Raw genomic sequence first — 26,145 nt, 5'->3', positions numbered from 1 at the left:
TTGCGGGCGGCCGGTCAGTTCACGGTCGAGGAGAACGAGCTCACGCCGAGGCCGACGCCGCCCTCCCAGGGCTCGAACCCGGCCTGGATGCTCGTCACGTACCACTGATCGGTGGCCAGCCCGGCGCCGATCGCCTGGCCGATGAATTCCATGACGTCGAAGCTGAAGCTGTTCATGGCCGACGGGGCGACGAACGAGATCACGTCGTTGGTCCCGTTGTTCCCGGTCCAGACCTCCCACTGCTGACCGGCGACGGTGGCGGTGCCGGTCTGCGAGCCGATGGGCTGGATCGGGCCCACCCGGTTGAGCCAGATCATGATCTCGGTCTGGCTGACACCGTCGGTCTGCGGCTCGGGGTCGAGCCAGATGTCGAAGGAGGCGTTGTACACGGCGTTGTCGACGTAGGTGTACGAGATCTCGCTGGGGATGCTGGAGATCGAGCTGATCTGCAGCGGCAGGTTCGTGCCCGGCGAGCAGTTCGTGTAGTGGCAGCCGAGGTACACCGACGGGTACGACTTGGGCGGCCCGTCGGTGGAGGCGCTGCCGTCCGCCTGGGTGACCTCGAACCCGCTGCCGGTCACGCTGATGCACTGCGCCTCGGTCGTGCCCCAGGCGTTGTTCTGCACCACGTACTTGTCCTGGATGGTGGCGGTGCCGAACTGGTCGCAGATCTGCTCCTGCGCCTGGGAGGTCTGCGTCGCCGTCACGAAGGCGGCCATCGACGCGACGGCCACCAGGACCGCAACCGCTGCGGAGCGTATGCGGGATTTCATGGGGCTCCTTCTGATGTGGGGGGCGGTGTGGGGGTATGCCGCTTTGCGCAGCAGTGGGAGCGCTCCCAAGAACCAACTCGCGGCGGACTCTAGGGGCAGGCGCAGCCGATGACAAGACGGCCCGCACCTGCCCCTGGCCGGGGCGACCGGCGATATTCAGCCCGCGGCGCCGCCCTTTCCATCGCCGCCGTCCCCGCCCTCGGCCGGGGCCGGGGCCTTCGCGCGGCTGGCCGCCATGTAGCGGTTGCCCAGCCACATGCACGCCCACAGGCCGATGCCGACGAGCATCAGCCAGCCCGCGATCTGGTAGTCGTCGCCGGGCCGCCCCGACAGCGGCGTCGCGAGGTAGACGCACATCGCCGCGCCGATGACCGGGAGCGCCGTCGGTGCCCGGAAGTGCGCATGCTCCACCCGGTCGCGTCGCAGCACCAGCACCGCGACGTTGACGACGGCGAAGACGCACAGCAGCAGCAGCGACGTCGTGCCGCCCAGCGCCGCCAGGTCGGCGTAGCCGATCAGCACGAACGCCAGCAGCGTGGTGAAGACGATCGCCACCCACGGCGTCCGCCGCGTCGGCAGCAGCCGGCTCAGCGGTTCCGGCAGGCAGCGCTCCCGCGACATGCCGTACAGCAGGCGGCTGGCCATCAGCATGTTGATGAGCGCGGTGTTGGACACGGCGAACATCGTGATCCACGCGAAGAGATCGATGGGAAATCCCGGTGCCCCGGCCTCGACGACCTTCAGCAGCGGCGTTTCGCCCTCACCGAGTTCGGAGGGCTCGACGAGCGAGACACTCGCGACCCCCACAAGCACATAGATCACGCCTGTGACGCACAGGCCGATCATCATCATCCGGGGAAAAATCCTGACCGGATCCTTCGTTTCCTCCGCCATGTTCACGGAGTCCTCAAATCCCACCAACGCGAAGAACGCGAGCGCGGTCGCCGCCGTCGCCGCGCCGAACGCGGTTTCACCACCGGACGTGTCGAACTCCGTGATCCGGGAGAATTCGGCATCTCCCTGGGTCATCGCCCACACGCCGACACCAATGACAATCAGCAGGCCCGAGAGCTCGATCAGCGTGAGAACGATGTTCGCCTTCACGCTTTCTCCGACTCCGCGAAGATTGACCAGGCTGATGAGCGACATGAACGCCAGCGCGATGACCAGCGTCACCCGGGCGTGCTCGCCCTCGACGTCCAGCGCCGACAGCAGGTTGGCCGAGAACGCCTCCGACGCGCTGGAGGCGGAGGTCAGACCCGAGCACATCACCGCGAACGTCACCAGAAAGGTGAGAAAGTGGATCCCGAACGCCCGGTGCGAGAACGCCGCCGCGCCCCCGGCGCGCGGGTATTTCGTCACCAGCTCCAGATAGCTCGTGGCGGTCAGCATCGCTACCGCAAACGCGCACACAAAGGGCAGCCACACCGCGCCCCCGACCTCGGCGGCCACCCTTCCCGTCAGCGCGTAGACCCCGGTGCCGAGAATATCCCCGACAATGAACAACAGGAGCAACCCGGGCCCCATGACGCGCTTGAGTTCTGTGGTGTCCCCCGCCGCTTCGGACGGACTGTCCGTCTTCGTCCCCGTGTTCTCTGACATGCGGGGACGATAGCGCAGACCTCATGCCGCGAATAAGGCGAGGGACAATCCTTCCGGACGTATTTCCCAATTACGTTCCGGTGAGCTGGCGTCAGGCCGTCGGGCGGCCCAGCGCGCGGTACGTCCAGTCGGCCTTGCGCCATACCGCGGGGTCGAGGGTGTTGCGGCCGTCGAGTATGTGGCGGGTGGTGACGGCGTCGCCGAGGGCAGCGGGGTCGAGGTCGCGGAATTCGCGCCATTCGGTGAGGTGGAGGACGGCGTGGGCGCCCTGCGCCGCGTCGAGGGCGGTGGCGGCGTACCGCAGGGTGGGGAAGACCGCCTGGGCGTTGCGCATCGCTTTGGGGTCGTAGACGGTGACCTCGGCGCCCTGGAGGTGGAGCTGGCCCGCGATGTTCAGCGCCGGGGAGTCGCGGACGTCGTCGGAGTCGGGCTTGAACGCCGCGCCGAGGACGGCGACGCGCTTGCCGAGGAGCGAGCCGCCGACGGTTTCGCGGGTGAGCTCGACCATGAGGACACGGCGGCGCATGTTGATCGCGTCGATCTCGCGGAGGAAGGACAGCGCCTCGGCGGCGCCGAGCTCGCCCGCGCGGGCCATGAAGGCGCGGATGTCCTTGGGGAGGCAGCCGCCGCCGAAGCCGATGCCCGGGCGCAGGTACTTCCGGCCGATCCGTTCGTCGTGGCCGAGGGCCTCGGCCAGCCGCACCACGTCGCCCCCCGCCGCCTCGCAGACCTCGGCCATGGCGTTGATGAAGGAGATCTTGGTGGACAGGAAGGCGTTGGCGGCGGTCTTGACCAGCTCGGCGGTGGGCATGTCGGTGGTGAGGAAGGGCGAGCCCTCGGCGATGGGGGTGGCGTACAGCTCGCGCAGCAGCGTCTCGGCGCCCTCGCTGGTGACGCCGACGACGATGCGGTCGGGGTGGAGGGTGTCCTGGACGGCGAAGCCCTCGCGGAGGAACTCGGGGTTCCACGCCAGCTCGGCGTCCTCGCCCGCCGGGGCCAGCTCGGCGAGGCGGGCGGCGAGCCGGGCGGCGCTGCCGACGGGGACGGTGGACTTGCCGACGACCAGCGCCGGTCGGGTGAGGTGGGGCGCGAGGGAGTCGACCGCGGCGTCGACGTAACTCATGTCGCACGCGTACTCGCCGGGGCGCTGCGGGGTATTGACGCAGATGAAGTGCACATCGCCGAAGGCGGCGGCGTCGGCGTAGGAGGTGGTGAAGCTCAGGCGGCCGGAGGAGCCGGGCAGGCCCGCCACGTGCCGCTGCAGCAGATCGTCGAGCCCCGGCTCGTACATCGGGGAGTGCCCCTGGCTGAGCCGCTCGATCTTCTCGGGAAGCACGTCGAGACCCAGCACCTCGAAGCCCAGCTCGGCCATGGCGGCGGCGTGGGTGGCGCCAAGGTATCCGGTGCCGATGACGGTGATTTTGGGGGTCATGGAGAGGCTCCCGGTGAGAAGGACTGAGAGGGGCGAGTGGGCCTGCGCTGAGCATAGAACGGGGCGAGCCGTCGGCAAGCCCGGCTGTCCACAGCCCTGCCGCACTCATAGGATTAAGTTACTTAACGGTTGTTAGCTCACAGCAGGGAGAGAACCGTGGCAGGAGCCGCTGACTTCGACCTTTACCGCCCCGCCGAGGAGCACGAGATGCTCCGCGAGTCGGTGAGGGCGCTGGCCGAGGCGAAGATCGCCCCGCACGCCGCCGAGGTCGACGAGGCCGGGCGCTTCCCGCAGGAGGCCCTCGAGGCGCTGGTCGCCAACGACCTGCACGCCGTCCACGTCCCGGAGCAGTTCGGGGGCGCGGGCGCGGACGCCCTGGCCACGGTGATCGTGATCGAGGAGGTGGCGCGGGTGTGCGCCTCCTCCTCCCTCATCCCGGCCGTCAACAAGCTGGGGTCGCTGCCGGTGATGCTGTCGGGGTCGAAGGAGCTCCAGGCCCGGTACCTCACCCCGCTGGCCAGGGGCGACGCGATGTTCTCCTACTGTCTGTCGGAGCCGGAGGCGGGCTCGGACGCGGGCGGGATGAAGACCCGCGCGGTGCGCGACGGCGACCACTACGTCCTCAACGGCGTCAAGCGGTGGATCACCAACGCCGGGACCTCGGAGTTCTACACCGTCATGGCCGTCACCGACCCGGAGAGGCGGACGCGCGGCGGCATCTCGGCGTTCGTCGTGGAGAAGGGCGACGAGGGCGTGTCGTTCGGCGCGCCGGAGAAGAAGCTCGGCATCAAGGGCTCCCCGACCCGCGAGGTCTACCTGGACAACGTCCGGATCCCGGCCGACCGGATGATCGGCGACGAGGGCACCGGCTTCGCGACCGCGATGCGCACGCTGGACCACACCCGCATCACCATCGCCGCGCAGGCCCTCGGCATCGCGCAGGGTGCCCTGGACTACGCCAAGGGGTACGTGCGCGAGCGCAAGCAGTTCGGCCGGCCGGTGGCGGACTTCCAGGGCGTGCAGTTCATGCTCGCCGACATGGCCATGAAGCTGGAGGCCGCCCGCCAGCTCACCTACGCCGCCGCGGCGAAGTCCCAGCGCGAGGACGCCGACCTGACCTTCTTCGGCGCCGCCGCCAAGTGCTACGCCTCCGACGCGGCGATGGAGATCACCACCGACGCCGTCCAACTCCTCGGCGGCTATGGCTACACCCGCGACTACCCGGTCGAGCGGATGATGCGGGACGCCAAGATCACGCAGATCTATGAGGGCACCAACCAGGTGCAGCGGATCGTCATGGCGCGCAACCTGCCGTAGGTCACGCGCCGGAACGCCGGGCGTTGATCAGGGCCTCGACGCCGTCGAGCAGAAAGCGCAGGCCGTAGTCGAAGTCCTCCTCGGGGCCCGACCGGCCGTCCCCGAAGGCGCCCTCGGCGACGATCCGGGCGAGGGTGGGGTAGCGGCCGTCCGCGACGGCCTTGGAGAGCATCTCGCCGTAGACCCGGCCCCACTCCTCGTAGCTCACGCCGGTCCGGGGTGCGGCCCGGGCCAGTGAGACCTCCTGGCGCGCCTCGTTCAGGACGTAGCCGCTGAGGATCATCAGCACGCCGACCATCTCCTCGCCCGGCAGCCCGGTGTCGTCCATGGTGGCGAGCGCCGCCTCCATCCAGCCGAGGTTGTTCGGGCCCATCGGCGGGCCGTTCAGCGGGATGTCGAGCATCCAGGGCTTGGCGCGCAGCACGTGCCAGGTGGCGTGGGCGTACGCCGTGAGCCCGCCGCGCCAGTCGTCCGGCCAGTCGCTGGTGTCCGGGCGACCGGACGCCATGTCGAACATCAGGTCCAGCAGGTCGTCCTTGCCGGGGACATAGCGATAGAGCGACATCGTGGTCACACCCAGCCGCTCGGCCACCTTGCGCATGGAGACCCCGGCGATGCCCTCGGCGTCCGCGATCTCGATGGCCGTGCGGACGATCCGGTCGAGGCTGAGGCTGCCGCGCGGGCCCCTGCTGCCGGGCTGCTTGGTGCGCCACAGCAGGGCCAGGGTCTGTTCGGGGTCGCGCCGTGCGGGCCGTTGAGTCATTGACGACATCCTAGAACTGTGTATGGTGTATACCTAAGTCTACGACGTACACAGTTTTGGAATGAGCGGGGAGAACCGAGATGGCCGAACACGCGATCGTGGCCGAGGGGCTGCGCAAGCGGTACGGAGACGACACACAGGCGCTGGACGGCTTCGGGCTCGCGGTCGAGCCGGGCACGGTCCACGGCCTGCTCGGGCCCAACGGCGCGGGCAAGACGACGGCCGTGCGCGCGCTGGCCACGCTGCTGCGCTACGACGAGGGCCGGGCGGAGATCTGCGGCTTCGACGTGGCCCGCCGGCCCGAGGAGGTGCGGGCCCGGATCGGGCTGACGGGACAGTACGCCGCCGTCGACGAGCAGCTCAGCGGGCGGCAGAACCTCGTGATGTTCGGGCGGCTGTACAAGCTGCGCCCGCGCGAGGCCCGGCGGCGGGCGGAGGAGCTGCTGGAGCGGTTCGGCCTCACCGAGGCGGCCGGGCGGTCCGCCGGGAAGTACTCGGGCGGCATGCGCCGCCGCCTTGACCTGGCGGCCAGCATGATCCTGCTGCCCCGCGTGCTGTTCCTGGACGAGCCGACCACCGGCCTCGACCCGCGCTCCCGCAACCAGGTGTGGGACGCCGTGCGCTCGCTGGTCGCGGAGGGCACCACGGTGCTGCTCACCACCCAGTACCTGGAGGAGGCCGACCAGCTCGCCGACCGCGTGTCCGTGATCGACGCGGGCCGGGCGGTGGCCGAGGGCACCCCGGACGAGCTGAAGGCGCGGATCGGCGGCGACCGGGTCGAGGTCGTGGTCCGGGACGTCCGCGAGCTCGCCGAGGTGGCGGCGATCCTCGGCCGGATCACCGGCGTACCGCCGCTGACCGACCCGGACACGCGGCGGGTCTCCGCCCCGGCGGCCGACCGGGTGGCGGCGCTGACGGAGGCGGTGCGGGCGTTGCACGACGCCGGGACGGCGATCGAGGACATCGGCACCCGCCGGCCCACGCTCGACGAGGCGTTCCTGCGGCTGACCGGACACGACACCACCGCGGAGAAGGAGGAGGTCGCGGCATGAGGCGGCTGCGGATGGCGACGGCGGACGGCTGGGTGATGACCCGCCGCAACATGGCGCACCTGGTGCGCACCCCAGAGGAGGCGGCGCTCTACTTCACGCTGCCGATCATGTTCGTGCTGGTCTTCGGCTACGTCTTCGGCAACGGCATGTCCGTGGCGGGCGGAGCCGACGGCGGCGGGGGCTACCGGGAGTTCCTGCTGCCGGGCGTCTTCGCCATGACCATGCTCTACGGCATGGGCGCGACCGGCGGCCAGCTCGCAACGGACGCCTCGCGCGGCGTCGTGGACCGCTTCCGCGCCATGCCGGTGGCCCGCTCCGCGCTGCTGACCGGGCGCGCCGCGGCCGACCTGCTGCGGGCGCTGACGGAGATGACGGTGCTGCTGGTCTGCGGCCTGCTGGTGGGCTGGGAGTGGCACCGGGGCGCGGGACGGGCGCTGCTGGCCGTGGCGCTGCTGATGATGCTGCGCGTGGCGGTGACCTGGATCGGCATCTACCTGGGGCTGGTGCTCGGCAACGCCGAGACGGTGGGCGCGGTCGTCTTCCCGCTGGCGTTCCCCTTCACCGCCCTGTCGAACGTCTTCATGTCGCCGGAGCTGATGCCGGACTGGCTCGGGGCCGTCTCGGAGTGGAACCCGCTGTCGGCGACGGTGGCGGCGATCCGCGAGCTGTTCGGCAACCCGGGGGTCGGCGGCGAGTCGTGGGCGGCGGACCACGCGATGCTGCTGGCGGTGGCGTGGCCGGTGGCGCTGACGGCGCTGTTCGCGCCGCTCGCGCTGCGCCGGTACCAGCGGCTGGGCCGCTGATACCGGCGCGGGTTGAGGAGCGTGGCGTTGCTCAGATGGTGACGCCGTTGGCCCGCAGGTAGGCCAGCGGGTCGATGTCGGAGCCGTACTCCGGGCCGGTCCGCACCTCGAAGTGCAGGTGCGGGCCGGTGACGTTGCCGGTGGAGCCGGAGAGGCCGATCTGCTCGCCGGAGGCCACCTGCTGGCCGACGCCGACGGAGATGGAGGAGAGGTGGGCGTACTGGCTGTAGTGGCCGTCGGGGTGCAGGATGACGACCTCGTTGCCGTACGCGCCGCCGTCGCCCGCCGAGACGACCTCGCCGGAGCCGATGGACACCACGGGCGTGCCGGTCGCGACGGGGAAGTCGACGCCGGTGTGGTAGCCGGAGGACCACATCGAGCCCGCGACGCCGTAGGCGGTGCCGAGCGGGCCCTGCACCGGGGCGGTGAAGCCGGAGGCGGTCTCGGCCGGGGCCGAGGCGTCGGCGGTGTCCTCTGCCGGGGCGGACGAGGTGGTGGTCAGGGTCAGCTCCTGGCCGGGCAGGATGAGGTCCGGGTTGGAGCCGATGACGTCGCTGTTGGCGTCGTAGAGCGCCTTCCAGCCGCCGTCGACGGCCTGCGCCCTGGCGATCGTGGACAGGGTGTCGCCGGCGGCGACGGTGTAGGTCGTGTCGTCCGGGGCGGCGTTCGCCACGCCGGCGCCGACCAGCGGCAGCGCCAGGCCGGCGCCGCCGACCGTGAGTATGAGGGAGACGCGGGATATGCGGCGGGTGCCCTGACGGCGGTGTCGTCCGCGTGCGGACATAGGTGTGCTCCTCCTCCTACGCCTGCGAGGTGAGCTGTCGGGTTCGGGCCGGAGTCGCCCGGTCGCGGCGTCGGTGACGCCGTGACTTCACCCCAAGCCGTGGCGCGCGCTGCACGGTGCGCGGTGCGCGTACGGCGAAAGTGGGTCCCCCGCTCCTGTCACGCGGAATGGCAGCTTCTCCGCCCCCGGTGACAGGATTCGGCGTCCGGCGGCGGCCCGCCGCGGGGTGCGGCGCGGCCAGCACCGTAAACCGCGGATTTCCGGCGAGACAAGAACCATGAGCTGTCGGGGCATGACCACCCATGATCGGACATGATCCCCCGCGGCGAATGCGGGCAAAGCAGAGGAATTCCGGGAAACGCCAAGGGGCCCGCATCGCCGCGCACTTGGGGGCGGCGTTTCGGGCGGGTGGCGATTCGCGAGGGGTGGCGTTCAGCGCATAAAGTGAATTCGGTCACCACCTCGGGGCCAAGGCTCTTAATTTTCCAGGATGTTGCAGAATGTCCGAAACGCCGCAAGTGCGCCGTGCCGTCGTCATCGACTACTCGTCCGCCTGGGTCCAGCGGGGTGCCGAGATCGGCGCGCAGCTGATGGAGCTGCTGGCGCCGCACGCGCTGCGCGTGGATCACATCGGCAGCACCGCCATCCCCGGCATGGCCGCCAAGGACGTGCTCGACATACAGGTGAGCGTCGCCGACCTGGACCGGGCGGCCGAGGCGTTCGACGCGCCGCTGGCGGGGCTCGGCCTCACCCGCTGGCCCTACGAGCGGGACCACGTGCCGGCCGGGCGGAACGACAACCCGGCGCGCTGGGCCAAGCGGCTGTGGTCCCGGCGCGGACACCCGGACGGCAACGTCAACCTCCACGTGCGGCTGCGCGGCTCGCCGAACGAACGCCTCGCGCTGCTGTTCCGCGACTGGTTCCGCGCCCACCCCGAGCTGGCGCCGGCGTACGGCCGCTTCAAGCGGGTGCTGGCGGAGGCGGTGCCCGACCTCGACACCTACACCGACGTCAAGGACCCGGTCGTCGACCTGTTGGTGGAGCTCGGCGAGTCCTGGGCGGCCCGGACCGGCTGGCGGCCCTGAGCGCCGCGCGCGTCAGAGGATCAGAAGAACAGCCAGGTGCCGTCCAGGCCCCGCTGGCCGGCCCCGTCGGCGCTCCAGTCGCACACCCCGTCGGGGAAGATCCGCCGCAGCCGCCGCTCCTGCTCCTCGGTCATCGCGACGCCGTAGGAGCCGGGATCGACCGGCGCGAGCCGGCAGACGATCACGTCGTTCTCGATCCCCGCGCCCGCGACCATGCGGGGCGAGCCGTAGACCGGGTACTCGGCGTTGCAGCGGGTCGTGCCGGCACCCGGCTCCTGGCGTTCCACGATCTTGACGCCCTCGCGGGTCCAGCACGCCTCGACCAGGTCCGGCGGCCGGTTGCGGATCACCCGCTCCGGGCCCGTGCCGGGCGCGCGGTCGGCGCGGATCGCGGTCAGCCAGGCATCCATCTGGTCCAGTGCCTCGGCGAGGATCGGGTTGCCGGTGGTGAAGCCGCCGTGGCTACCGTCCTCGACGAGCATGACCTGGTTCGCGGAGGTGCCGTTGGCCAGTTCGAGGCGTTCGCGCGTGGCGAAGGAGTGGAAGCTCATGTGGATGTCGCCCTGGCGCTCCAGGTCCCGGTACTCGCGCAGGTCGATGATCGGCATCCCGGCCAGCCCGCCGCCGCCGTTGAGGAGCCGCCCCGTGCCGTACGCCGCGCGCACCGCCGAGGGGTCGGCGACGGTCCGCTCCGGCACGTGGTTGGCGTCGGCGTCGAAGCCGCCGATGCCCTCGTTGAGGTCCAGGAACTGCTCGACGGTGATCGTGCCGTCCTCCAGGGCGGAGCGGCCGTACTCGATGCCGGTGTTGTCCAGCGGTCGCCGGGCGAAGCCGGTCGCCGGGTCGGTGCCGTAGGCGTTGACGGTGTGGCTGTAGACGTCGCAGCGTGCGCCGCCGGGGTTGGTGACGGGGTCGTAGCGCAGCTCGGCGGGGAGTTGCTCGGGGCAGAAGACGCGCGGGTCGATGCGCCCGCCCGCCTCGGCCAGGGCGGCGATGCTCTGCCAGCGGCCGAAGCCGGAGACGGCGCGCTGCTGCGCACGCGTGAAGGTGCCGGGCGCGGTCTCCTGGAAGAAGTGGTCCAGCAGCCGGGCATCGCTGACGGTGTGGACGGTGCCGAAGCCGACGTCGGGGAAGCTGTTGCCCACGACGATGCCGTCGAGCAGCCCCGGGTAGTTGTCGCCGATCTGCTGCGCCTGGTATGAGCCTCCGGAGGCGCCCCAGCCGATGGTGAACGCCGGCTCGCCGTACGCCTCGATGAACCGCTCGCGCACCATGGCCATGGTCTCGGCGGCCAGCAGGTCGCTGCAGTTGTTGCCGAAGACGTTGAGCGAGGAGGATGCGACGGCGTAGCCCTTGCCGAGCATGCCGTCCTCGGTGACGCCGCCGGTGTCGGCGCCCTGCCGGTACCAGCCGTTGGCGCAGCCGCCGCCGAAGGTATAGACCAGCCGGCGGTTCCAGCCGCGCGGGTCGGCGAGCATGGCGATCTCGTACACCGCCCGGTTGATGGTGCCGGTCTCGACGCGGACGAGGTACGGCACCCGCGCGCCGGTGCGAGTCGTGATCCAGGCGATGTCCTCGGGCAGGGTGCCGGCGCGGGCGTGGCGCTCGGGCAGCGGCAGCAGCTCGCCCCCGGCGGCGGCGCGGTAGACGTAGTCGGTCCGGGTCGCCACCGAGCAGTCCTCGTCCAGCGGCGGGCCGAGCCGCTCGCCGGTGACGAGCGTGAACTCCGCGGTCTCGCAGATGTACGGCGTCTCCTGCGGCCCGGAGAAGACCGGCCCGGACCGCGGGTGGTTGACCAGCGTGAGCTCGGCGGGGGGCAGGCCGAAGGCGCTGGCGGTCAGGGCGTTCGCGCCCTCCGCCAGGCCGGTGACCAGGCCGCGCAGCCGGTACGCCCCCGGACGCCCGGAATGGTGGTCGCCGCGCGCCACGCGGAAGTCGCCGGTCACCTCCCGGCCGCCGGCCTCGACCCGCACCCGGTGCGGCGGCACGCCGAGCGGCACCGTCACCTCGATCAGGGCGTCGCCGCCGGAGACGGCGTCCGGCCGGGACGAGACCACGGCGATGCCCAGGCCCCGATCGCCCCACTCACCCCGATCGCCCCACTCACCCCGATCGCCCCGATCGCCCTGATCGCCCCGGCCGCCCGGCCGGTCCGAGGCCTCCGCCGGGCCCGCCGCGAGCAGCCCGAGGGCGACCACCAGCGTCCAGCACACCCCCCAGACCGCTCCACGCATCGCCTGGACCTCACCGTCCCATCCGTCCCACTACGGTGAACTACGAGGAAGTACGGGGAACTTCGGGAAACTATGCGGATTCTGCCCCGTTGGTGCTTCCGTCAAGCTGCTCGATGGTGGCTATGGACGGGCCGCGGCGGGCCGCGAGCTCGCGGGAGGCGGCCTCGGCGTCGCGCAGCACGCGCACCGCGTTCCGCCAGGTGAGCTTCGCCAGGTCGGCGTCCGACCAGCCGCGCGTCAGCAGCTCGGCGATCAGGTTCGGGTAGTCGGCGACGCTCTGCAGGCCGTCGGGCAGGTTGGGGGTGCCGTCGAAGTCGCCGCCGATGCCGACGTGGTCGATGCCCGCCACCTCACGCATGTGGTCCAGGTGGTCGGCGACGGTCGCCACGGTGGCGCGCGGGCACGGATCGGCCTCCTCGAAGGCCCGGTGCACGCGCCGCGCCTCCTCACCGATGTCGTTCGGATCGAGGCCGTGGGCGCGCAGGTTCTCGTCGGCGCGCCGAGCCCAGGCGATGGCCTCGGGCAGCACGAACTGCGGCACGAACGTGGCCATCGCCACCCCGCCGTTGGCCGGCAACGCCGCGAGCACCTCGTCCGGAACGTTGCGCGGATGGTCGCAGAGGGCGCGTGAGGAGGAGTGCGAGAAGATCACCGGCGCCTCGGTGACGCGCAGCGCGTCACGCATGGTGGCGGGCGCGACGTGCGAGAGGTCGACGAGCATGCCCATGCGGTTCATCTCCCGCACCACCTCCTCGCCGAAGGCGGTCAGCCCGTCGTGCCGGGGCTCGTCGACGGCGGCGTCGGCCCAGTCCAGGGTGACGTTGTGCGTCAACGTCATGTACCGCACGCCGAGGCGGTACAGGGCCCGCAGCGTGCCCAGGGAGTTGTTGATGGAGTGGCCGCCCTCGGCGCCCATCAGCGAGGCGACGCGGCCCTCGGCACGGGCCGCCTCCATGTCGTCCGCGGTGAGGGCCGGGCGCAGCGCCTCCGGGTACCGCGCGAGCAGCTGCCCGACCGCGTCGATCTGCTCCAGACAGGCGCTGACGGTGGCGTCCCCGGACCGCTGATACCGCACGTACACCGACCAGAACTGCGCGCCCACGCCGCCCGCGCGCAGCCGGGGGATGTCGGTGTGCAGGTGGGCGCTCTGGTCGGCGGCGATGTCGCGTTGGTCCAGGTCGTACCCGACCTGCTCGCGCAGCTCCCAGGCCAGGTCGTTGTGCCCGTCCACGACGGGGTACTGGGACAGCAGCTCCCGCGCCCGCTCCAGCGTGGTCACGGCGCGCTCCCCTCGTCGGCCAGCGCGGCGCGCAGGCGCCTGCCCTTCTCGGTGGCCTGCTCCCTCAGCCCTCGCTGGAAGGCGGTCATCCGCTCCAGCAGCTCCTTGTCGTGGGCGGCGAGCATGCGCACGGCCAGCAGCCCGGCGTTCCGCGCGCCGCCCACCGAGACGGTGGCGACCGGCACGCCGGCCGGCATCTGCACGATGGACAGCAGCGAGTCCATGCCGTCGAGGTGCTTCAGCGGCACCGGCACCCCGATGACCGGCAGAGGGGTGACGGCGGCGATCATCCCCGGCAGGTGGGCGGCGCCGCCGGCGCCCGCGATGATCGCCCTCAGGCCCCGCCCGGCGGCGCGCTCGGCGTACGCGATCATCTCGTGCGGCATCCGGTGCGCGGAGACGACGTCCACCTCGTGAGGCACGCCGAACTCCGCCAGCGCCTTGGCGGCGCCCTCCATCACCGGCCAGTCGGAGTCCGACCCCATCACAATGCCGACCAGCGGCTCGGCCGGGCTGTTCATGCGTCCCTCATTCCTCGGCTGGTCCGTCCTCGCCGGCTGGTTCGTCCGCTGGTTCGTCGGCTCATTCGTCGATGGCCCCTCGCAGGTAGTCGGCGGCGTGGCGGGCGCGGGCGCGCACCTCCGCCAGGTCCTCGCCGTAGGCGGTGACGTGGCCGACCTTGCGGCCGGGCTTGACGTCCTTGCCGTACATGTGGATCTTCAGGCCCGGATCGCGGGCCATGCAGTGCAGGAACGCCGGGTACATGTCGGGGTAGTCGCCGCCGAGGACGTTCGTCATGACCGTCCACGGCGCCCGGGGGCGCGGGTCGCCGAGCGGCAGGTCGAGGACGGCGCGCACGTGGTTGGCGAACTGCGAGGTGACGGCGCCGTCCTGGGTCCAGTGCCCGGAGTTGTGCGGGCGCATCGCCAGCTCGTTGACCAGCACCCGCCCGTCGCGGGTCTCGAACAGCTCCACAGCCAGGTGCCCGACGACGCCCAGCTCCTTCGCGATGCGCAACGCCAGCCGCTGCGCCTGGCCGGCCAGCTCGCCCGGCAGCCCGGGCGCGGGCGCTATCACCGTGTCGCAGACGCCGTCCACCTGCACCGACTCCACCACCGGATACGCCACGGCCTGCCCGTGCGGGGAGCGCACCACGTTCGCCGCCAGCTCGCGGGCGAAGTCCACCGCCTCCTCGGCGAGCACCGGCACCCCGGCCCGGAACGGCTCGGCCGCTTCGGCGGCGCCGGCGGAGCGCACCACCCACACGCCCTTGCCGTCGTACCCGCCCCTGACCGTCTTCAGCACCACCGGGAAGCCGCCCACCTCCTCGGCGAAGCGCGCCACGTCGGCCGGGTCGTCCACGAGGCGGTGCCGGGGGCAGGGCACGCCGAGCGCGTCCAGGCGCGCGCGCATCACGCCCTTGTCCTGCGCGTGCACCAGCGCGTCGGCGCCGGGCCGCACCGCTATGCCCTCCGCCTCCAGGGCCCGCAGGTGCTCGGTCGGCACGTGCTCGTGGTCGAAGGTGACCACGTCGCACCCGCGAGCGAAGCCGCGCAGCGTGTCCAGGTCCCGGTAGTCGCCGACGACGACGTCGCGCGCCACCCGCGCGGCGGCGTCCTGCGGGGTGTCGCTGAGCACCCGGAACCGGATGCCGAGGGGGATGCCTGCCTCATGTGTCATGCGGGCGAGCTGCCCGCCACCGATCATGCCAACTACCGGGAACGTCACGACACCCAGAGTAGCGGCCGGGTCCGACAGCGCTCCGTGAGGCCGCCGTCACACCGGAACCGCAGGTGGGCACCGCCCGTCCCTCCATAGGCAGCCGTCCGAATGCGCCCAGGGGGGTCCCGTCTAGCATGGCCGTTATGAGCGATCGGCTCACGCTGCGCGACCGGCTGCGCGGCATAGCGCGCGAGGCGGCGAAGTTCGGCACCGTGGGCGCGTTCGGCTTCCTGGTCAACGTCGTCGTCTTCAACCTCTGCACCCAGGGGGCGGGCCTGCAGCCGGTGCGTTCGGGGGTGATCGCCACCTCGGCCGCGATCTGCACCAACTACGTCGGCAACCGCTACTGGACCTACCGGCACCGTGACAAGACCGGGCGGCGCCGCGAGGCCAGCCTGTTCCTGCTCTTCTCCGGCGTCGGCATGGTGATCGAGAACGGCGTGCTGGCGCTGTCCCACTACGGCTTCGACTTCACCTCGCCGCTGGCCGACAACATCGCCAAGAACGTGATCGGCCTCGGCCTCGGCTCGCTGTTCCGCTTCTGGTCCTACCGCACCTGGGTGTTCCGCCGCGCCGCGCCACGGCCCGGGGAGAGGGCCGCGTCCTCCTCCGGCTCCGGCTCCGATTCCGGCTCCGGCTCCGGCTCCGAGTCCGACTCCGAGGGCTCAGTCGTGGTGTGAGGAGCGCGCGTCGCGGTGTGAGGGCCGCGAGTTCTCCGCCTCGTCACACTCGCGGCTCGGGCCCCCTCCCGGTGCCTGATCCACTTCCCGGCTCAGGAACAGCGCGAACACCGGCGGGCGCTGCTGAAGCAACTCCAGACGGCCGCCGTCCGCCTCGGCCAGGTCCCGGGCGACGGCCAGGCCGAGCCCGGTGGAGTTCCGGCCGCTGACCGTGCGCTCGAAGACCCGGGAGCCCAGCTCGCTCGGCACGCCGGGCCCGTCGTCGGTGACCTCCACCACCGCCTGGTTGCCGGTGGTCCTGGTGCGCAGCGCGACCGTCCCCCCGCCGTGCATCAGGGCGTTCTCCACCAGCGTGGCCAGCACCGTCGCGACCGCCCCCGGCGTGCCGACGGCCCGCAGGCCCTCCCTGCCCGAGTGCACGATGGCCCGCCCGGCGCCGCGGAAGGCGGGCTTCCACTCCTCGATCTGCTGGAGCACCACCTCGTCCAGGTCGAAGCCGACGGCCGAGGCGGAACGCGGGTCCCGGGAGTTGGTCAGCAGCCGCTCCACGACCTCGGTCAGCCGCTCCACCTGGGACAGCGCGATCGTCGCCTCCTCGTGGACGGTGTCCTTGTCCTCGGTGGCGATGATCTCCTCCAGCCGCATCGACAGCGCGGTCAGCGGGGTGCGGAGCTGATGGGAGGCGTCGGCGGCCAGGCGGCGTTCAGCGGTCAGCATGCGGGCGATCCGCTCGGCGCTGGCGTCCAGCACGTCCGCGACCCGGTCGAGCTCGGCCACGCCGTAACGCCGGTGGCGCGGGCGCGGGTCGCCGGAGCCGAGGCGTTCGGCGGCCTCGGCCAGGTCGGTCAGGGGCGCGGCCACCCGGCGGGCCTGCCGCATCGCCAGCAGGGCGGCCCCGCCGACGGCCAGCAGCGAGACGACCAGGATGATCACCAGCGCGCGCCCGATCTCGTCGGTCACGACGCTGCCGGGCTGCTGCACGGTGATGGTCTCGCCGTGCACGCCGGTCTGGGACGCCTCCGTCACGCCGCCCTCCGGCTTCTCGCCGAGGGTGATGGAGGGCTGGTCCGCCAGGTCGATCACGACATAGCGGTCGCGCGGCGCGGACGACCTGAGTTCCGCGGCGGTCACCGGCTCGCCCGCGGCGATGCGGCTCTCCACGTCGGCCACCAGGCGGGCCGCCTCGGCCTGGAGGGAGTCGCGCGCGCTGGACTGGATCAGGCTCGCCTCGACGGCGAAGAGCGATACGCCGAGCACCGCGATGACGAAGAGCACCACGGCGAGGGTCGAGTTGATGAGTCGGCGGCGCACCCGGTGCCCAGCTCTGTCAGCTCTTCTCGAAGCGGAAGCCCACGCCGCGCACGGTCGCGATGTAGCGGGGGTTGGCGGCGTCGTCGCCGAGCTTCTTGCGCAGCCAGGAGATGTGCATGTCGAGGGTCTTGGTCGAGGACCACCAGGTGGTCTCCCAGACCTCGCGCATCAGCTGCTCGCGGGTGACGACGCGGCCGGCGTCGCGCACCAGCACGCGCAGCAGGTCGAACTCCTTGGCCGTCAGGTGCAGTTCGTCCTCGCCCATCCACGCCCGGTGCGACTCCACGTCGATGCGGATGCCGTGGACGGTCGGCGCCGGGGAGGACTCGCCGGCGCCGCGCCGCAACAGGGCGCGGACCCGGGCCAGCAGCTCGGCCAGGCGGAAGGGTTTGGTCACGTAGTCGTCGGCGCCCGCGTCCAGCCCGACGACGGTGTCCACCTCGTCGGCGCGGGCGGTGAGGATGAGGACCGGCAGGCCCAGTCCCTCGGTGCGCAGTCGGCGGCAGACCTCGAGGCCGTCCATGCCGGACAGGCCGAGATCGAGCACGACCAGGTCGATGTCCCCCCGCAGTCCGGCCCGCAGCGCGGCGGGGCCGTCCTCTCGCACCTCCACCTCGTATCCCTCGCGTCGCAGCGCCCGGGCCAGAGGCTCCGAGATGGACGCGTCGTCCTCGGCGAGCAGTACTCGGGTCATGGGGCGATGGTAAACGCCTCGGCATGGCCTGCCGGCGACTTGGCCGGAATGGCATGTGCCGGGCCGCGGGCGCGGCGTAACGCCGGGTTGGCGGGCGATACGCGGGCGCCGGCACGAGCGCCGCGCGGGCGCCGCGCGCGGGCGCTCACGCGAGGCCGGGCGAGGCGAGTTCGGCCCAGACCGTCTTGCCGGACCCGCGGCCGGTGCCGTCGGCGGGCTCGCGTATCACGCCCCAGTCCAGGCACAGCCGCTGGACGATGAACAGGCCGTGGCCGCCCGGTCGCCCCGCGCGACGGGTGGTGCGCAGGGCCGGCGCACCTGTGCCACTGTCGTAGACCTCCACCCGAAGCAACTTTGCGGCGTTGGCCAGACGCAGCTCGTGGGGGCCGCCGGCGTGCAGGCAGGCGTTGGTGACCAGTTCGGAGACGACGAGCAGCACGTCCTCGGCGGCGGCGCGCTGCTCCATGGTGGCGGCGGGCAGCCACTCCCAGTCGAGCAGGGCCCGCCGCGTGAACTCCCGGGCGCGGGAGACGGCGCCGGGTATCCCGGACAGCCGCAGCCTGCGCACCTGCCGGGGCCGCTCGGCGGCGGCGGCAGGGGGCGGAGCCTGGGATTCCGGTCCGTGGTCGCCAGCAGCATGCGGACGGGTGGTACTCACGCACGCCTCCCCTCACCGCATCACCGCGCTGGCGGAATGTCCAAGTGGTCCAAGTAGTCCGAGCGGCCCGAGTGGTCCGGGTCGCAATGGCCGAAGTGGTGGAGTTGCCGGAAAGCTCCCTGGAGGTGCCTGGTAGCGCCGGACCCGTCCCCGGATGCCCGGCGTAACAGGGGGACTCCTGCCCTGACCGCCGGTGCGCACACCCTCCCGAGCCGGGGAATAGTGTGACTCGCGCAACCGGCTCCCGTACAGCGGGGGTACCCTGCGGGAACGCCCGGGGCGATCACTCGGCGGGCAGCGCGGCGAGGGCGTCGCCGAGGCTCCGGTGGACCGTGAAGACCGCGCCGGCGCCCGTGATCTCGAAAACTCGGGCGACAATTGGCCGCATTCCTGCCAAATGCACCTCGCCACCCGCGGCTTCGGCCGCCATGCGCGTGGCGAGCAGCACGTTGAGGCCGGTCGAGTCGCAGAACTCCAGATCCGAGCAGTCGATAACGATCCGGGAACAGCCATCGTCGATACACGTCTCCAGCGACTCACGCAGCGTTCCGGCCGAGTGGTGATCGAGCTCACCGGCGGGCGTGACGACCGCGCCCGCGCCCGCACTCGCGCCCATACGCCGCACGGTGACCGTCAGCTGGCGCCGGCTGCCCTCCCCCGGCATCCCGCGGTCCATGCAGCCCCCTTCATATTGGAGCGCTTTCCTGGCTAGGTTCGAAACCCTAGCCCCTAGGGAGTCCGCTGGGCACCCTAACAGGCCCGACATTCCTCCGAATTCGGGCGGAGCAGACTTGCCATGCCCGGCGGATGACCGATAGGCGTAGGAGGACGCCCCGCGCGCTAGTCCTTGTCCCCCCACACAATTCCAAGTCGGCCTTGGAGGCGCCGCATCCCGCAGTGAACGAAGGCTTCGGCAGCCATATGCCGAGAGACTTACGGAGGACACCACATGTCACCGGCCCCTCGAACCGACGAACCGCAGACCGTGGAGACCACCAGGGTGGACATCGCCAAGCCCGCCGGCGCCGAGGTGCCGCAGGCGGCGAACCCGCCGGACATGACGGACGTGCCCGACACGCCGGTTGCGTCGGGTATGCCGGTTGCGCCAGGTATGCCGATCGTGCCGACCGTGCCGGAGGCCCGCGAGGCGCCGGAGGCGGAGACATCCCGGGGACCGGCCCCGGCGGACGTCCTGGCCTCGCTCCCGGAGATCCCGCCCTACGACGAGGTGGGACCCGTCGACGCGCGTGCGCTGTCCAAGAGCCTCTTCACACGGCTGCGGATACTGGAGGAAGGCACGCACGAGTACGCCTACGTGCGCAACACGCTGGTCGAGCTCAACCTCGCCCTCGTGAAGTTCGCCGCCGCCCGGTTCCGCTCCCGCAGCGAGCCGATGGAGGACATCGTCCAGGTCGGCACGATAGGCCTGATCAAGGCCATCGACCGCTTCGAGGCGGACCGGGGTGTGGAGTTCCCCACGTTCGCCATGCCGACGATCGTCGGCGAGATCAAGCGCTTCTTCCGGGACACGTCCTGGTCGGTGCGGGTGCCCAGGCGGCTCCAGGAGCTGCGCCTGGACCTGGCCAAGGCGGGGGACGAGCTGGCGCAGAAGCTGGACCGCGCCCCCACGGTCGCCGAGCTGGCCGAGCGGCTGAACCTCAGCCACGACGAGATCGTCGAGGGCATGGCCGCCTCCAACGCCTACACCGCGAGCTCGCTGGACGCCCAGCCGGAGGAGGACGACGCGGAGGGCGCGCTGGCCGACCGCATCGGCTACGAGGACAACGGCCTGGAGGGCATCGAGTACATCGAGTCCCTCAAGCCGCTGATCGCCGAGCTGTCGCCGCGCGACCGGCGCATCCTTTCGCTTCGCTTCGTGGCCAATATGACCCAGTCGGAGATCGGCGAGGAGCTGGGCATCTCGCAGATGCACGTCTCCCGGCTGCTGGCCCGGACGCTGGGCAAGCTGCGGCGCGGGCTGATGGTCGAGGAGTAGCGCGGCACACGGAGGGCTCAGGCGCGGCGGCGTACGGGGCGGCGCCGGGGCGCACGAGGCGGCGCGGCGGCAAACCGGGCGGCGTGCCGGGGCGTAACGGAGTGGCCGGGGCCGGGGGCGCTCGGCATAGGGTGGCGCGCATGCGGCTTCAGGTGCATGAACGTGCGGGCGGCCCGTCGGTCCTGTCCGTGAACCTCGGCAAGGGCACCGCCACCGCGGCGTCCGCCACGGCGCCGGGCGGCCTCACCGGCATCGACAAGCGGCCGGTCGCCGGCCCCGTCGCGGTGGCCGCGCCCGGCCCCAAGGGCACCGGCGGCAGCGGCCTGGCCGGCGACGAGGTCTGCGACCTGCGCCACCACGGCGGGAACGACCAGGCCGTGTACGCCTACGCCCGCGAGGACCTGGACCGCTGGGAGCGGGAGCTGGGCCGCGAGCTGCGCAACGGCACCTTCGGCGAGAACCTCACCACCCTCGGCATCGACCTCGGCGAGGTGCGGATCGGGGAGCGGTGGCGCGTCGGCGGGCGGCTGGTGCTGGAGGCGACCTCGCCGCGTATCCCCTGCAACACCTTCGCCGACTGGCTCGGCGAACGCGGCTGGGTGCGGCGTTTCACACGGGCGGCCGTCCCCGGCGTGTACTTCCGGGTGATCGAGCCCGGCGAGGTCCGGGCGGCGGACCCGGTCGAGGTGGTGCACCGCCCCGGCCACGAGGTGTCGGCGGCGTTCCTCTTCCGGGCCCTGACCACGGAGCCGGCGCTGCGGCCGCGCGTCATCGCGGCGGGCGAGGCCCTGGGCGAGCCGGAGCTGCGCAAGGCCCGCCGCTGGGCCGCCCGGGCGGCCCAGGAGGGCGCACGGGAAGCCGCCGACGGGGTCGGCGGGAAGGCCGCCCGCGGGGGCGTCAGCCGCTGAGGTCCTGGAAGATCTGCGGATAGTTGCCGTCCGGGTCCTCGACCGTGGCCAGCATCACCGGCTCGCCCGGCGACGGCTCCTCCACGGGCCTGATCCACCGCGCGCCCATGGCGGTCAGCCGGGACTCGGCGGCGCGGATGTCGGCCACCTCGATGTTGAACAGGACGCGGCCGGGCTCGGCGGCCTTCTCGCCGACGTCGTCGCGGTGCTCGAAAATCAGCCAGGTGCCGCCCAGCTCCAGCGCCAGCACCGGCATCTCGGCCGGCTGCGGCCCGGCCTCCGGCGCGAACGCCGCCTTGTACCAGTCGTAGAGCCGCTGCGGGTCGATGCTGCCCAGGACCAGGCCGCCCAGGCGCGGCTTCGCGGGTGTCGTCGGTGTCGACATGGCCACATGCACTCCTTACGGGTCACGGATTCCGTTCTCCCTACAAGACCGGGGCGGAGGCGAAAACTCATCGCGGGCGCCGCGACGCGGTCTGGACAGGGGCCTGAAGTGCGAGGACGCTCTTGGGACATGGCCTTTCCACCGCCGCCGCCGTCATCCCCGCCGTCCTCCCCGCCGCCGGCGTACCCGGGTTTCCCGGGGCATCCGCCGCCGACGGCGCAACCCGCGTCGGCGGGGCTGTTCGTCGCGCTCGCCGGGCTGCTGGCGCTCGCCCTCGGGATGGGCGTGCTCGACTGGCTGTCGTACGAGGTCGACGAGGAGACGAGCGACACGCTCACGCTCAACGGCGTGGCCGGGGTGTTCTACGCGGAGGAGACGCGGGAGATCCTGGGGGACTACGAGCACGCCTACCTGCAGTACCTGAGCTGGCTGACGGCGTTCGCGACGGCGCTGACCGCGCTGCTGGCGACCTGGCCGCAGGCGGCGGGCGGGCCGAGGCCGGTGCTGCGGGGCACGGCGACCGTGCTGGGGGTGTTCGGCCTGATCTCGACGATCGTGCTCGCGGCGTCGCTGGGCGACATCGAGGAGGGGGACCTGGGGGCGCCCACGTTCGACGTGTCGGCGGGGCCGTGGATCGCGGTGGCGGGCTTCGGGCTGCTGGCGCTGGGGGCGCTGCTCGGGCCGCCGCGCCCGCGCTGGCCACGCTGAGCGGGCTGAGCGGTCACACGACGCGTACGCCCTCGCGCCAGACGGCGGCGACGAGGGGGACTCCGGGGCGGTAGGCGAGGTGGATCGGCGAGGGCGCCTCCAGCAGCACCAGGTCGGCGCGCGCGCCGGGCGTGACGCGGCCGATGTCGGCGCGGCGCAGGGCGGCGGCGCCGCCCGCGGTGGCCGACCACAGTGCCTCGTCGGGGGTCATGCCCATCTCGCGGACGGCGAGGGCGATGCAGAACGCCATGGAGCTGGTGTAGGAGGAGCCGGGGTTGCAGTCGGTGGCCAGGGCCACGACGGCGCCGGCGTCCAGCAGGCGGCGGGCGTCGGGGTAGGGGGAGCGGGTGGAGAACTCGCAGCCGGGGAGCAAGGTGGCCACGGTCGGCTCGGGGGCGGTGGCGGCCTGGGCGAGGGCGTCGACGTCGGCGTCGGCGAGGTGGGTGCAGTGGTCGGCGGAGGCGGCGGCGAGCTCGACGGCGAGGCGTACGCCGGGGCCGGGGGCGAGTTGGTTGGCGTGGAGGCGCGGGACGAGGCCGCGCGCGCGGCCGGCGGTGAGGACGGCGCGGGCGGCGTCGGCGTCGAAGGCGCCGCGTTCGCAGAAGGCGTCGATCCAGCGGGCGTGGGGCGCGCAGGCGTCGAGCATCGGGCCCGTGACGAGATCGAGGTAGGCGGCCGGGTCCATGCCGGGGGCGACGATGTGGGCGCCGAGGAAGGTCGTCTCCTCGGTGTGGCGGCGGGCGATGCGCAGCGCGCGGGCCTCGTCGGCGACGGTGAGGCCGTAGCCGGACTTGGTCTCGACGGTGGTGGTGCCCTGGCGGCGCATCTCGGTCAGCAGCGAGACGAGGCGGGTGGTGAGCGCGGCGTCGCTGGCGCGGCGGGTGGCCTCGACGGTGGTGCGGATGCCGCCTGCCGTGTAGGGGAGGCCGACGGCGCGGGCGGCGAACTCCTCGGCGCGGTCGCCGGCGAAGAGCAGGTGGGAGTGGGAGTCGACGAAGCCGGGGATGAGGGCCCGGCCCGCCGCGTCGTGGTAACTGTCAGTGGCGGGTGCTCTACTGGATGCACCGGTCCAGGCGACGCGGTCGCCGTCGATGACGACGGCCGCGTCGGTGAGGGGGCCGAGCGGACCCGTGCCGAGGGAGGGATCGTTCGTGATGAGGGTGCTGATGTGGGTGATGGCGATGCTGCTGGGCATCGGCGGCGCTCCCGGCGGGGGTGGTCGCGGTCTTGGTGGCGGTGGTCATGGGGGGCGTCGTTCAGCCGACGGCGTGGCGCAGGGCGTCGACGGTGCCGCTGATGACGCGCGGCGCGTCGTGCACGAGCTGGTGGGTGCCGTCGCGCACGAGGTGCCGCCCGGCGACCACGGTGTGGCGCACGTCGGCGCTGGTCGCCGCGTAGACGGCGGCCTCGGCGGCCATCCGGGGCGGCGGGCCCGCCGTGCGGGTGGTGTCGAGCGCGATGGTGGTGAAGTCGGCGAGCATCCCGGTCTCCAGGCGTCCGGCCTCGGGCCAGCCGAGGGCGGCGTGGCCGTGCTCGGTGGCGGAGCGCAGCAGCTGGGCGGCGGTGAAGTGGCCGCGGGTGCGGGTGCGCAGCCGCTCGTGGAGTTCGATGCCGCGCGCCTCCTCGAAGAGGTCGATCACGGCGTTGCTGTCGGTGCCCAGGCAGAGCTGGCTGCCGACGCGCCGCAGCCGGGCGGCGGGGCCGATGCCGTCGGCGAGGTCGCGCTCGGTGGTGGGGCACAGGCAGACGCGGGTGGCGGAGCGGCCCAGCAGTTCGAGGTCGTCCTCCGTGAGGTGGGTGGCGTGCACAGCGGTGGTGCGCGGGCCGAGCACGCCGTGGTCGGCGAGCAGGCGGGTGGGGGTGCGGTCGTGGGCGCGGCGGCAGGCGGCGTTCTCGGCGGGCTGCTCGGAGAGGTGGAGGTGGAGCGGGGCGCGCTGCTCCCTCGCCCACGCGGCGACGGTGCCCAGGGCGTCGGCGGGCACGGCCCGCACCGAGTGGATGGCGGCGCCGATCCGGGTGGTGGCGTTGCCGCGCAGGGCGTCGGCGCGTTCGGCCCAGGCCTCGGCGGTGCCGTCGGAGAAGCGCCTCTGCTGGGGCGCGGGGGCCTGGCCGAAGCCGGCGGAGAGGTAGCAGGCGTCGAGCAGGGTGAGACGGATGCCCGCCTCGGCGGCGGCGGCGATCAGCGCCTTCCCCATGGCGTTCCTGTCGTGGTAGGGCTCCCCGCCTGGCTGGTGGTGCACGTAGTGGAACTCGCCGACGCAGGTGATCCCGGCCAGCGCCATCTCGGCGTAGACGGCGCGCGCCAGGTCGAAGCAGGAGTCGGGGGTGAGCCGGTCGGCGATGTGGTACATGGCCTCGCGCCAGGTCCAGAAGGTGCCGCCGCCGATCTGGGCGGTGGCGCGCAGGGCGCGGTGGAAGAAGTGGCTGTGGGCGTTGGCCAGGCCGGGCAGGGTCAGGCCGCGCAGCGTGACCGCCCCGGCCGGGGGCGCGGGCGTGCCCGGGCGCACCTCGGTGAGGTAGCCGCTGTCGGCGGTGGCCAGCACCACGCCCGGCTCGACGGTGCCGTTGAGCCAGGCGTGTTCCGCCCAGTACGTCTGCGCGCTCAGCGTCACACCGGTTCCTCCCGGTCCTCCGGGTCCTCCGGGTCGTGCCGGTCCGCTCGGTCCGCTCGGTCCTCCTGTCTCAGATCCTCCAGCACCTTCGCGAGCGCGGCCACTCCGGCCAGGCAGTCGGCGTCCTCGGCGTGCTCGGCGGGCGCGTGGGAGACGCCGGTGGGGTTGCGGACGAAGAGCATGGCGGCGGGGACGGGCGCGGGGCGGGCGGTGGCGAGGATGCCGGCGTCGTGGCCGGCGCCGGTGGGCAGCACGGGCGCGCCTCCCAGCAGGGTGGCGATGCGCTCGCGCAGCCCGGCGTCGAAGGCGACGGCGCCGGTGAAGGACTCCTTGGTGACGCGCAGGGTGACGCCGTCGCGCCGTCCGCGCTCGGTGGCCGTGCGGGTCACCTCGTCGACGAGGGCGGTGAGGGTGTCCTGCTCGGGGGCGCGGGCGTCGAGCCAGCCCTGCACGAGGGACGGCACGGCGTTGACCCCGCCGGGGGCGGCGGTGACCTTGCCGAAGGTGGCCAGCGCCCCGGCGAGCCGGGCCTTCTTGCGGGCGGCGAGCGCGGTGGTGGCGAAGCTGAGCATCGGGTCGCGGCGGTCATGGAGGCGGGTGGTGCCCGCGTGGTTGGCCTCGCCCTCGAAGTCGAAGCGCCAGCGGCCGTGCGGCCAGATGCCGGAGGCGACGCCGACGGGGTGCGGGGTGTGGGCCAGGGCCCGGCCCTGCTCGACGTGGAGTTCGACGAAGGCGGCGATCCGGGTCAGCCGCTGCGGGTCGGGCCCGATGGCTTCGGGGTCGTGCCCGGCGCGGGCCATGGCCTGGGCGAGGGTGACGCCGTCGGCGTCCACCAGCCGCCGGGCGCGCTCGGGGCCGAGCCGGCCGCAGGCCAGCCGGGATCCGGCGCAGGAGACGCCGAAGCGGGCGCCCTCCTCGTCGGCGAACGCCACGACCCCGAGGGGGCGGCCGCCGCCCGCCGCGCCGCGCTCGCGCAGGGCGTCGAGGGCGGCGAACGCCGAGACCACGCCCAGCGGCCCGTCGAAGGCGCCGCCGTCCGGCACGGAGTCCAGGTGCGAGCCGGTGACGACGGCCCCGCCGCGGGCGGGGTCGCCGAGCCAGGCCCACTGGTTGCCGTTGCGGTCCACCTCGTAGGCGAGCCCGCGGGTCTCCGCCTGGCGGCGGAACCACTCCCGGCAGGCGGCGTCGGCGTCGGTCCACGCGAAGCGGCGGTAGCCGCCGGTGGCGGCGTCGCGGCCGATGGGCTCCAGCTCGGCCCACATGTGACGGAAGGCGGAGTTGACGACGGCGCTCACCCCCGGGTGGGGTGCCGGGGTGTGTGCGGCGAACGGGGGTCCGGGGGCGGAG

General features: G+C 72.7%; 24 protein-coding genes, 1 pseudogene and 1 riboswitch. Of the genes and pseudogenes, 8 read left to right on the top strand and 17 right to left on the bottom strand.

The window, feature by feature from the left end; all coding sequences use genetic code 11:
- Positions 1 to 17: 17 nt before the first annotated feature.
- The 3 genes and pseudogenes from ACTWQH_RS09705 to ACTWQH_RS09695 all read right to left on the bottom strand — a co-directional run.
- A pseudogene (locus ACTWQH_RS09705) lies at positions 18 to 773 on the bottom strand (GH12 family glycosyl hydrolase domain-containing protein); the annotation flags it as partial.
- A 156-nt stretch (positions 774 to 929) separates the two neighbouring features.
- Positions 930 to 2,375: an APC family permease gene (locus ACTWQH_RS09700; protein ID WP_443285995.1), complete on the bottom strand. Its 1,446-nt coding sequence runs from the start codon at positions 2,373 to 2,375 to the stop codon at positions 930 to 932.
- Between the two features lie 91 nt (positions 2,376 to 2,466).
- Positions 2,467 to 3,807, bottom strand: a complete 1,341-nt coding sequence (locus ACTWQH_RS09695; RefSeq protein WP_443285994.1) for a UDP-glucose dehydrogenase family protein — start codon at positions 3,805 to 3,807, stop codon at positions 2,467 to 2,469.
- Between the two features lie 156 nt (positions 3,808 to 3,963).
- On the opposite strand from ACTWQH_RS09695, the gene ACTWQH_RS09690 reads away from it, so the two are divergent.
- Entirely contained in the window at positions 3,964 to 5,124 is a 1,161-nt protein-coding gene (locus ACTWQH_RS09690; protein WP_443285993.1) for an acyl-CoA dehydrogenase family protein, read from the top strand.
- 1 nt (position 5,125) lies between these two features.
- On the opposite strand, the gene ACTWQH_RS09685 is transcribed toward ACTWQH_RS09690, so the two are convergent.
- Positions 5,126 to 5,887 (bottom strand): TetR/AcrR family transcriptional regulator, encoded by a 762-nt coding sequence (locus ACTWQH_RS09685; RefSeq protein ID WP_443285992.1) that lies wholly within the window; start codon positions 5,885 to 5,887, stop codon positions 5,126 to 5,128.
- Positions 5,888 to 5,967: 80 nt separating this feature from the next.
- Here ACTWQH_RS09685 and ACTWQH_RS09680 point away from each other — a divergent pair, with 80 nt between their 5' ends.
- Both ACTWQH_RS09680 and ACTWQH_RS09675 read left to right on the top strand, forming a co-directional pair.
- Positions 5,968 to 6,939 carry an ATP-binding cassette domain-containing protein gene (locus ACTWQH_RS09680; RefSeq protein WP_443285991.1) on the top strand — a complete coding sequence of 324 codons (972 nt, stop codon included), beginning with the start codon at positions 5,968 to 5,970 and terminating at the stop codon, positions 6,937 to 6,939.
- Positions 6,936 to 7,742 (top strand): ABC transporter permease, encoded by an 807-nt coding sequence (locus tag ACTWQH_RS09675; RefSeq protein ID WP_443285990.1) that lies wholly within the window; start codon positions 6,936 to 6,938, stop codon positions 7,740 to 7,742. The genes ACTWQH_RS09680 and ACTWQH_RS09675 overlap by 4 nt, the downstream gene beginning before the upstream one ends.
- 31 nt (positions 7,743 to 7,773) lie before the next feature.
- On the opposite strand, the gene ACTWQH_RS09670 is transcribed toward ACTWQH_RS09675, so the two are convergent.
- Positions 7,774 to 8,526, bottom strand: a complete 753-nt coding sequence (locus tag ACTWQH_RS09670) for a M23 family metallopeptidase (RefSeq protein ID WP_443285989.1) — start codon at positions 8,524 to 8,526, stop codon at positions 7,774 to 7,776.
- Between the two features lie 5 nt (positions 8,527 to 8,531).
- A riboswitch (cyclic di-AMP (ydaO/yuaA leader) is annotated at positions 8,532 to 8,709 on the bottom strand.
- A gap of 317 nt (positions 8,710 to 9,026) precedes the next feature.
- On the opposite strand from ACTWQH_RS09670, the gene ACTWQH_RS09665 reads away from it, so the two are divergent.
- A complete protein-coding gene (locus tag ACTWQH_RS09665) occupies positions 9,027 to 9,611 on the top strand; it encodes a GrpB family protein (RefSeq protein WP_443285988.1) in 585 nt (194 codons plus the stop codon).
- A gap of 20 nt (positions 9,612 to 9,631) precedes the next feature.
- Here ACTWQH_RS09665 and ACTWQH_RS09660 read toward each other — a convergent pair whose 3' ends face one another.
- The 4 genes from ACTWQH_RS09660 to ACTWQH_RS09645 form a co-directional block, all read right to left on the bottom strand.
- The gene (locus ACTWQH_RS09660; RefSeq protein ID WP_443285987.1) at positions 9,632 to 11,845 is read right to left on the bottom strand and encodes a DUF6351 family protein; all 2,214 of its coding nucleotides are present in this window, start codon (positions 11,843 to 11,845) and stop codon (positions 9,632 to 9,634) included.
- 70 nt (positions 11,846 to 11,915) lie between these two features.
- Positions 11,916 to 13,124 carry a dipeptidase gene (locus tag ACTWQH_RS09655; RefSeq protein WP_443285986.1) on the bottom strand — a complete coding sequence of 403 codons (1,209 nt, stop codon included), beginning with the start codon at positions 13,122 to 13,124 and terminating at the stop codon, positions 11,916 to 11,918.
- The gene (gene purE / locus ACTWQH_RS09650) at positions 13,121 to 13,645 is read right to left on the bottom strand and encodes a 5-(carboxyamino)imidazole ribonucleotide mutase (protein ID WP_443285985.1); all 525 of its coding nucleotides are present in this window, start codon (positions 13,643 to 13,645) and stop codon (positions 13,121 to 13,123) included. Before purE ends, ACTWQH_RS09655 begins: the two co-directional genes overlap by 4 nt.
- Positions 13,646 to 13,706: 61 nt before the next feature.
- On the bottom strand, positions 13,707 to 14,852 hold the full coding sequence (locus tag ACTWQH_RS09645) for a 5-(carboxyamino)imidazole ribonucleotide synthase (protein WP_443285984.1): 1,146 nt from the start codon (positions 14,850 to 14,852) through the stop codon (positions 13,707 to 13,709).
- Positions 14,853 to 14,989: 137 nt separating this feature from the next.
- Here ACTWQH_RS09645 and ACTWQH_RS09640 point away from each other — a divergent pair, with 137 nt between their 5' ends.
- Positions 14,990 to 15,526, top strand: a complete 537-nt coding sequence (locus ACTWQH_RS09640) for a GtrA family protein (RefSeq protein WP_443285983.1) — start codon at positions 14,990 to 14,992, stop codon at positions 15,524 to 15,526.
- Here the strand turns inward: ACTWQH_RS09640 and ACTWQH_RS09635 are convergent.
- From ACTWQH_RS09635 to ACTWQH_RS09620, 4 genes are all read right to left on the bottom strand, one after another.
- Positions 15,512 to 16,837 (bottom strand): ATP-binding protein, encoded by a 1,326-nt coding sequence (locus ACTWQH_RS09635; RefSeq protein ID WP_443285982.1) that lies wholly within the window; start codon positions 16,835 to 16,837, stop codon positions 15,512 to 15,514. The genes ACTWQH_RS09640 and ACTWQH_RS09635 overlap by 15 nt on opposite strands.
- A gap of 16 nt (positions 16,838 to 16,853) precedes the next feature.
- Entirely contained in the window at positions 16,854 to 17,531 is a 678-nt protein-coding gene (locus tag ACTWQH_RS09630; RefSeq protein WP_443285981.1) for a response regulator transcription factor, read from the bottom strand.
- A 145-nt stretch (positions 17,532 to 17,676) separates the two neighbouring features.
- Positions 17,677 to 18,189: an ATP-binding protein gene (locus ACTWQH_RS09625; RefSeq protein WP_443285980.1), complete on the bottom strand. Its 513-nt coding sequence runs from the start codon at positions 18,187 to 18,189 to the stop codon at positions 17,677 to 17,679.
- Between the two features lie 283 nt (positions 18,190 to 18,472).
- Positions 18,473 to 18,865 (bottom strand): STAS domain-containing protein, encoded by a 393-nt coding sequence (locus tag ACTWQH_RS09620; RefSeq protein WP_443285979.1) that lies wholly within the window; start codon positions 18,863 to 18,865, stop codon positions 18,473 to 18,475.
- Positions 18,866 to 19,282: 417 nt separating this feature from the next.
- Here ACTWQH_RS09620 and ACTWQH_RS09615 point away from each other — a divergent pair, with 417 nt between their 5' ends.
- Both ACTWQH_RS09615 and ACTWQH_RS09610 read left to right on the top strand, forming a co-directional pair.
- Positions 19,283 to 20,185 (top strand): RNA polymerase sigma factor SigF, encoded by a 903-nt coding sequence (locus ACTWQH_RS09615; RefSeq protein WP_443286087.1) that lies wholly within the window; start codon positions 19,283 to 19,285, stop codon positions 20,183 to 20,185.
- A gap of 140 nt (positions 20,186 to 20,325) precedes the next feature.
- The gene (locus tag ACTWQH_RS09610) at positions 20,326 to 21,093 is read left to right on the top strand and encodes an MOSC domain-containing protein (protein WP_443285978.1); all 768 of its coding nucleotides are present in this window, start codon (positions 20,326 to 20,328) and stop codon (positions 21,091 to 21,093) included.
- Here the strand turns inward: ACTWQH_RS09610 and ACTWQH_RS09605 are convergent.
- Complete coding sequence (locus ACTWQH_RS09605; RefSeq protein ID WP_443285977.1) at positions 21,083 to 21,478, bottom strand: VOC family protein; 396 nt, start codon at positions 21,476 to 21,478, stop codon at positions 21,083 to 21,085. The two genes, ACTWQH_RS09610 and ACTWQH_RS09605, sit on opposite strands and share 11 nt — an antisense overlap.
- Positions 21,479 to 21,607: 129 nt before the next feature.
- On the opposite strand from ACTWQH_RS09605, the gene ACTWQH_RS09600 reads away from it, so the two are divergent.
- Positions 21,608 to 22,186, top strand: a complete 579-nt coding sequence (locus tag ACTWQH_RS09600) for a hypothetical protein (RefSeq protein ID WP_443285976.1) — start codon at positions 21,608 to 21,610, stop codon at positions 22,184 to 22,186.
- Between the two features lie 13 nt (positions 22,187 to 22,199).
- Here the strand turns inward: ACTWQH_RS09600 and hutI are convergent, their stop codons facing one another.
- From hutI to ACTWQH_RS09585, 3 genes are all read right to left on the bottom strand, one after another.
- Entirely contained in the window at positions 22,200 to 23,381 is a 1,182-nt protein-coding gene (gene hutI / locus ACTWQH_RS09595) for an imidazolonepropionase (RefSeq protein ID WP_443285975.1), read from the bottom strand.
- A 61-nt stretch (positions 23,382 to 23,442) separates the two neighbouring features.
- Complete coding sequence (locus ACTWQH_RS09590) at positions 23,443 to 24,792, bottom strand: formimidoylglutamate deiminase (protein ID WP_443286086.1); 1,350 nt, start codon at positions 24,790 to 24,792, stop codon at positions 23,443 to 23,445.
- Positions 24,793 to 24,794: 2 nt separating this feature from the next.
- The coding region (locus tag ACTWQH_RS09585; protein ID WP_443285974.1) for an allantoate amidohydrolase at positions 24,795 to 26,145 on the bottom strand (1,351 nt) is incomplete at its 5' end.

The organism is Streptomyces sp. 6N223 (assembly GCF_052246635.1).
In the GTDB taxonomy this organism is placed as follows: Bacteria; Actinomycetota; Actinomycetes; order Streptomycetales; family Streptomycetaceae; genus Streptomyces.
This window is presented reverse-complemented; position numbering and strand designations above follow the sequence as displayed.

Bases quoted from the DNA above. Each gene is read 5' to 3' on its own strand.
- ACTWQH_RS09700 (WP_443285995.1), bottom strand. From the start codon at position 2,375: ATGTCAGAGAACACGGGGACGAAGACGGACAGTCCGTCCGAAGCGGCG.
- ACTWQH_RS09695 (WP_443285994.1), bottom strand. From the start codon at position 3,807: ATGACCCCCAAAATCACCGTCATCGGCACCGGATACCTTGGCGCCACC.
- ACTWQH_RS09685 (WP_443285992.1), bottom strand. From the start codon at position 5,887: ATGACTCAACGGCCCGCACGGCGCGACCCCGAACAGACCCTGGCCCTG.
- ACTWQH_RS09680 (WP_443285991.1), top strand. From the start codon at position 5,968: ATGGCCGAACACGCGATCGTGGCCGAGGGGCTGCGCAAGCGGTACGGA.
- ACTWQH_RS09675 (WP_443285990.1), top strand. From the start codon at position 6,936: ATGAGGCGGCTGCGGATGGCGACGGCGGACGGCTGGGTGATGACCCGC.
- ACTWQH_RS09670 (WP_443285989.1), bottom strand. From the start codon at position 8,526: ATGTCCGCACGCGGACGACACCGCCGTCAGGGCACCCGCCGCATATCC.
- ACTWQH_RS09665 (WP_443285988.1), top strand. From the start codon at position 9,027: ATGTCCGAAACGCCGCAAGTGCGCCGTGCCGTCGTCATCGACTACTCG.
- ACTWQH_RS09660 (WP_443285987.1), bottom strand. From the start codon at position 11,845: ATGCGTGGAGCGGTCTGGGGGGTGTGCTGGACGCTGGTGGTCGCCCTC.
- purE (WP_443285985.1), bottom strand. From the start codon at position 13,645: ATGAACAGCCCGGCCGAGCCGCTGGTCGGCATTGTGATGGGGTCGGAC.
- ACTWQH_RS09640 (WP_443285983.1), top strand. From the start codon at position 14,990: ATGAGCGATCGGCTCACGCTGCGCGACCGGCTGCGCGGCATAGCGCGC.
- ACTWQH_RS09630 (WP_443285981.1), bottom strand. From the start codon at position 17,531: ATGACCCGAGTACTGCTCGCCGAGGACGACGCGTCCATCTCGGAGCCT.
- ACTWQH_RS09620 (WP_443285979.1), bottom strand. From the start codon at position 18,865: ATGGACCGCGGGATGCCGGGGGAGGGCAGCCGGCGCCAGCTGACGGTC.
- ACTWQH_RS09615 (WP_443286087.1), top strand. From the start codon at position 19,283: ATGCCGGTTGCGCCAGGTATGCCGATCGTGCCGACCGTGCCGGAGGCC.
- ACTWQH_RS09610 (WP_443285978.1), top strand. From the start codon at position 20,326: ATGCGGCTTCAGGTGCATGAACGTGCGGGCGGCCCGTCGGTCCTGTCC.
- ACTWQH_RS09605 (WP_443285977.1), bottom strand. From the start codon at position 21,478: ATGTCGACACCGACGACACCCGCGAAGCCGCGCCTGGGCGGCCTGGTC.
- ACTWQH_RS09600 (WP_443285976.1), top strand. From the start codon at position 21,608: ATGGCCTTTCCACCGCCGCCGCCGTCATCCCCGCCGTCCTCCCCGCCG.
- hutI (WP_443285975.1), bottom strand. From the start codon at position 23,381: ATGCCCAGCAGCATCGCCATCACCCACATCAGCACCCTCATCACGAAC.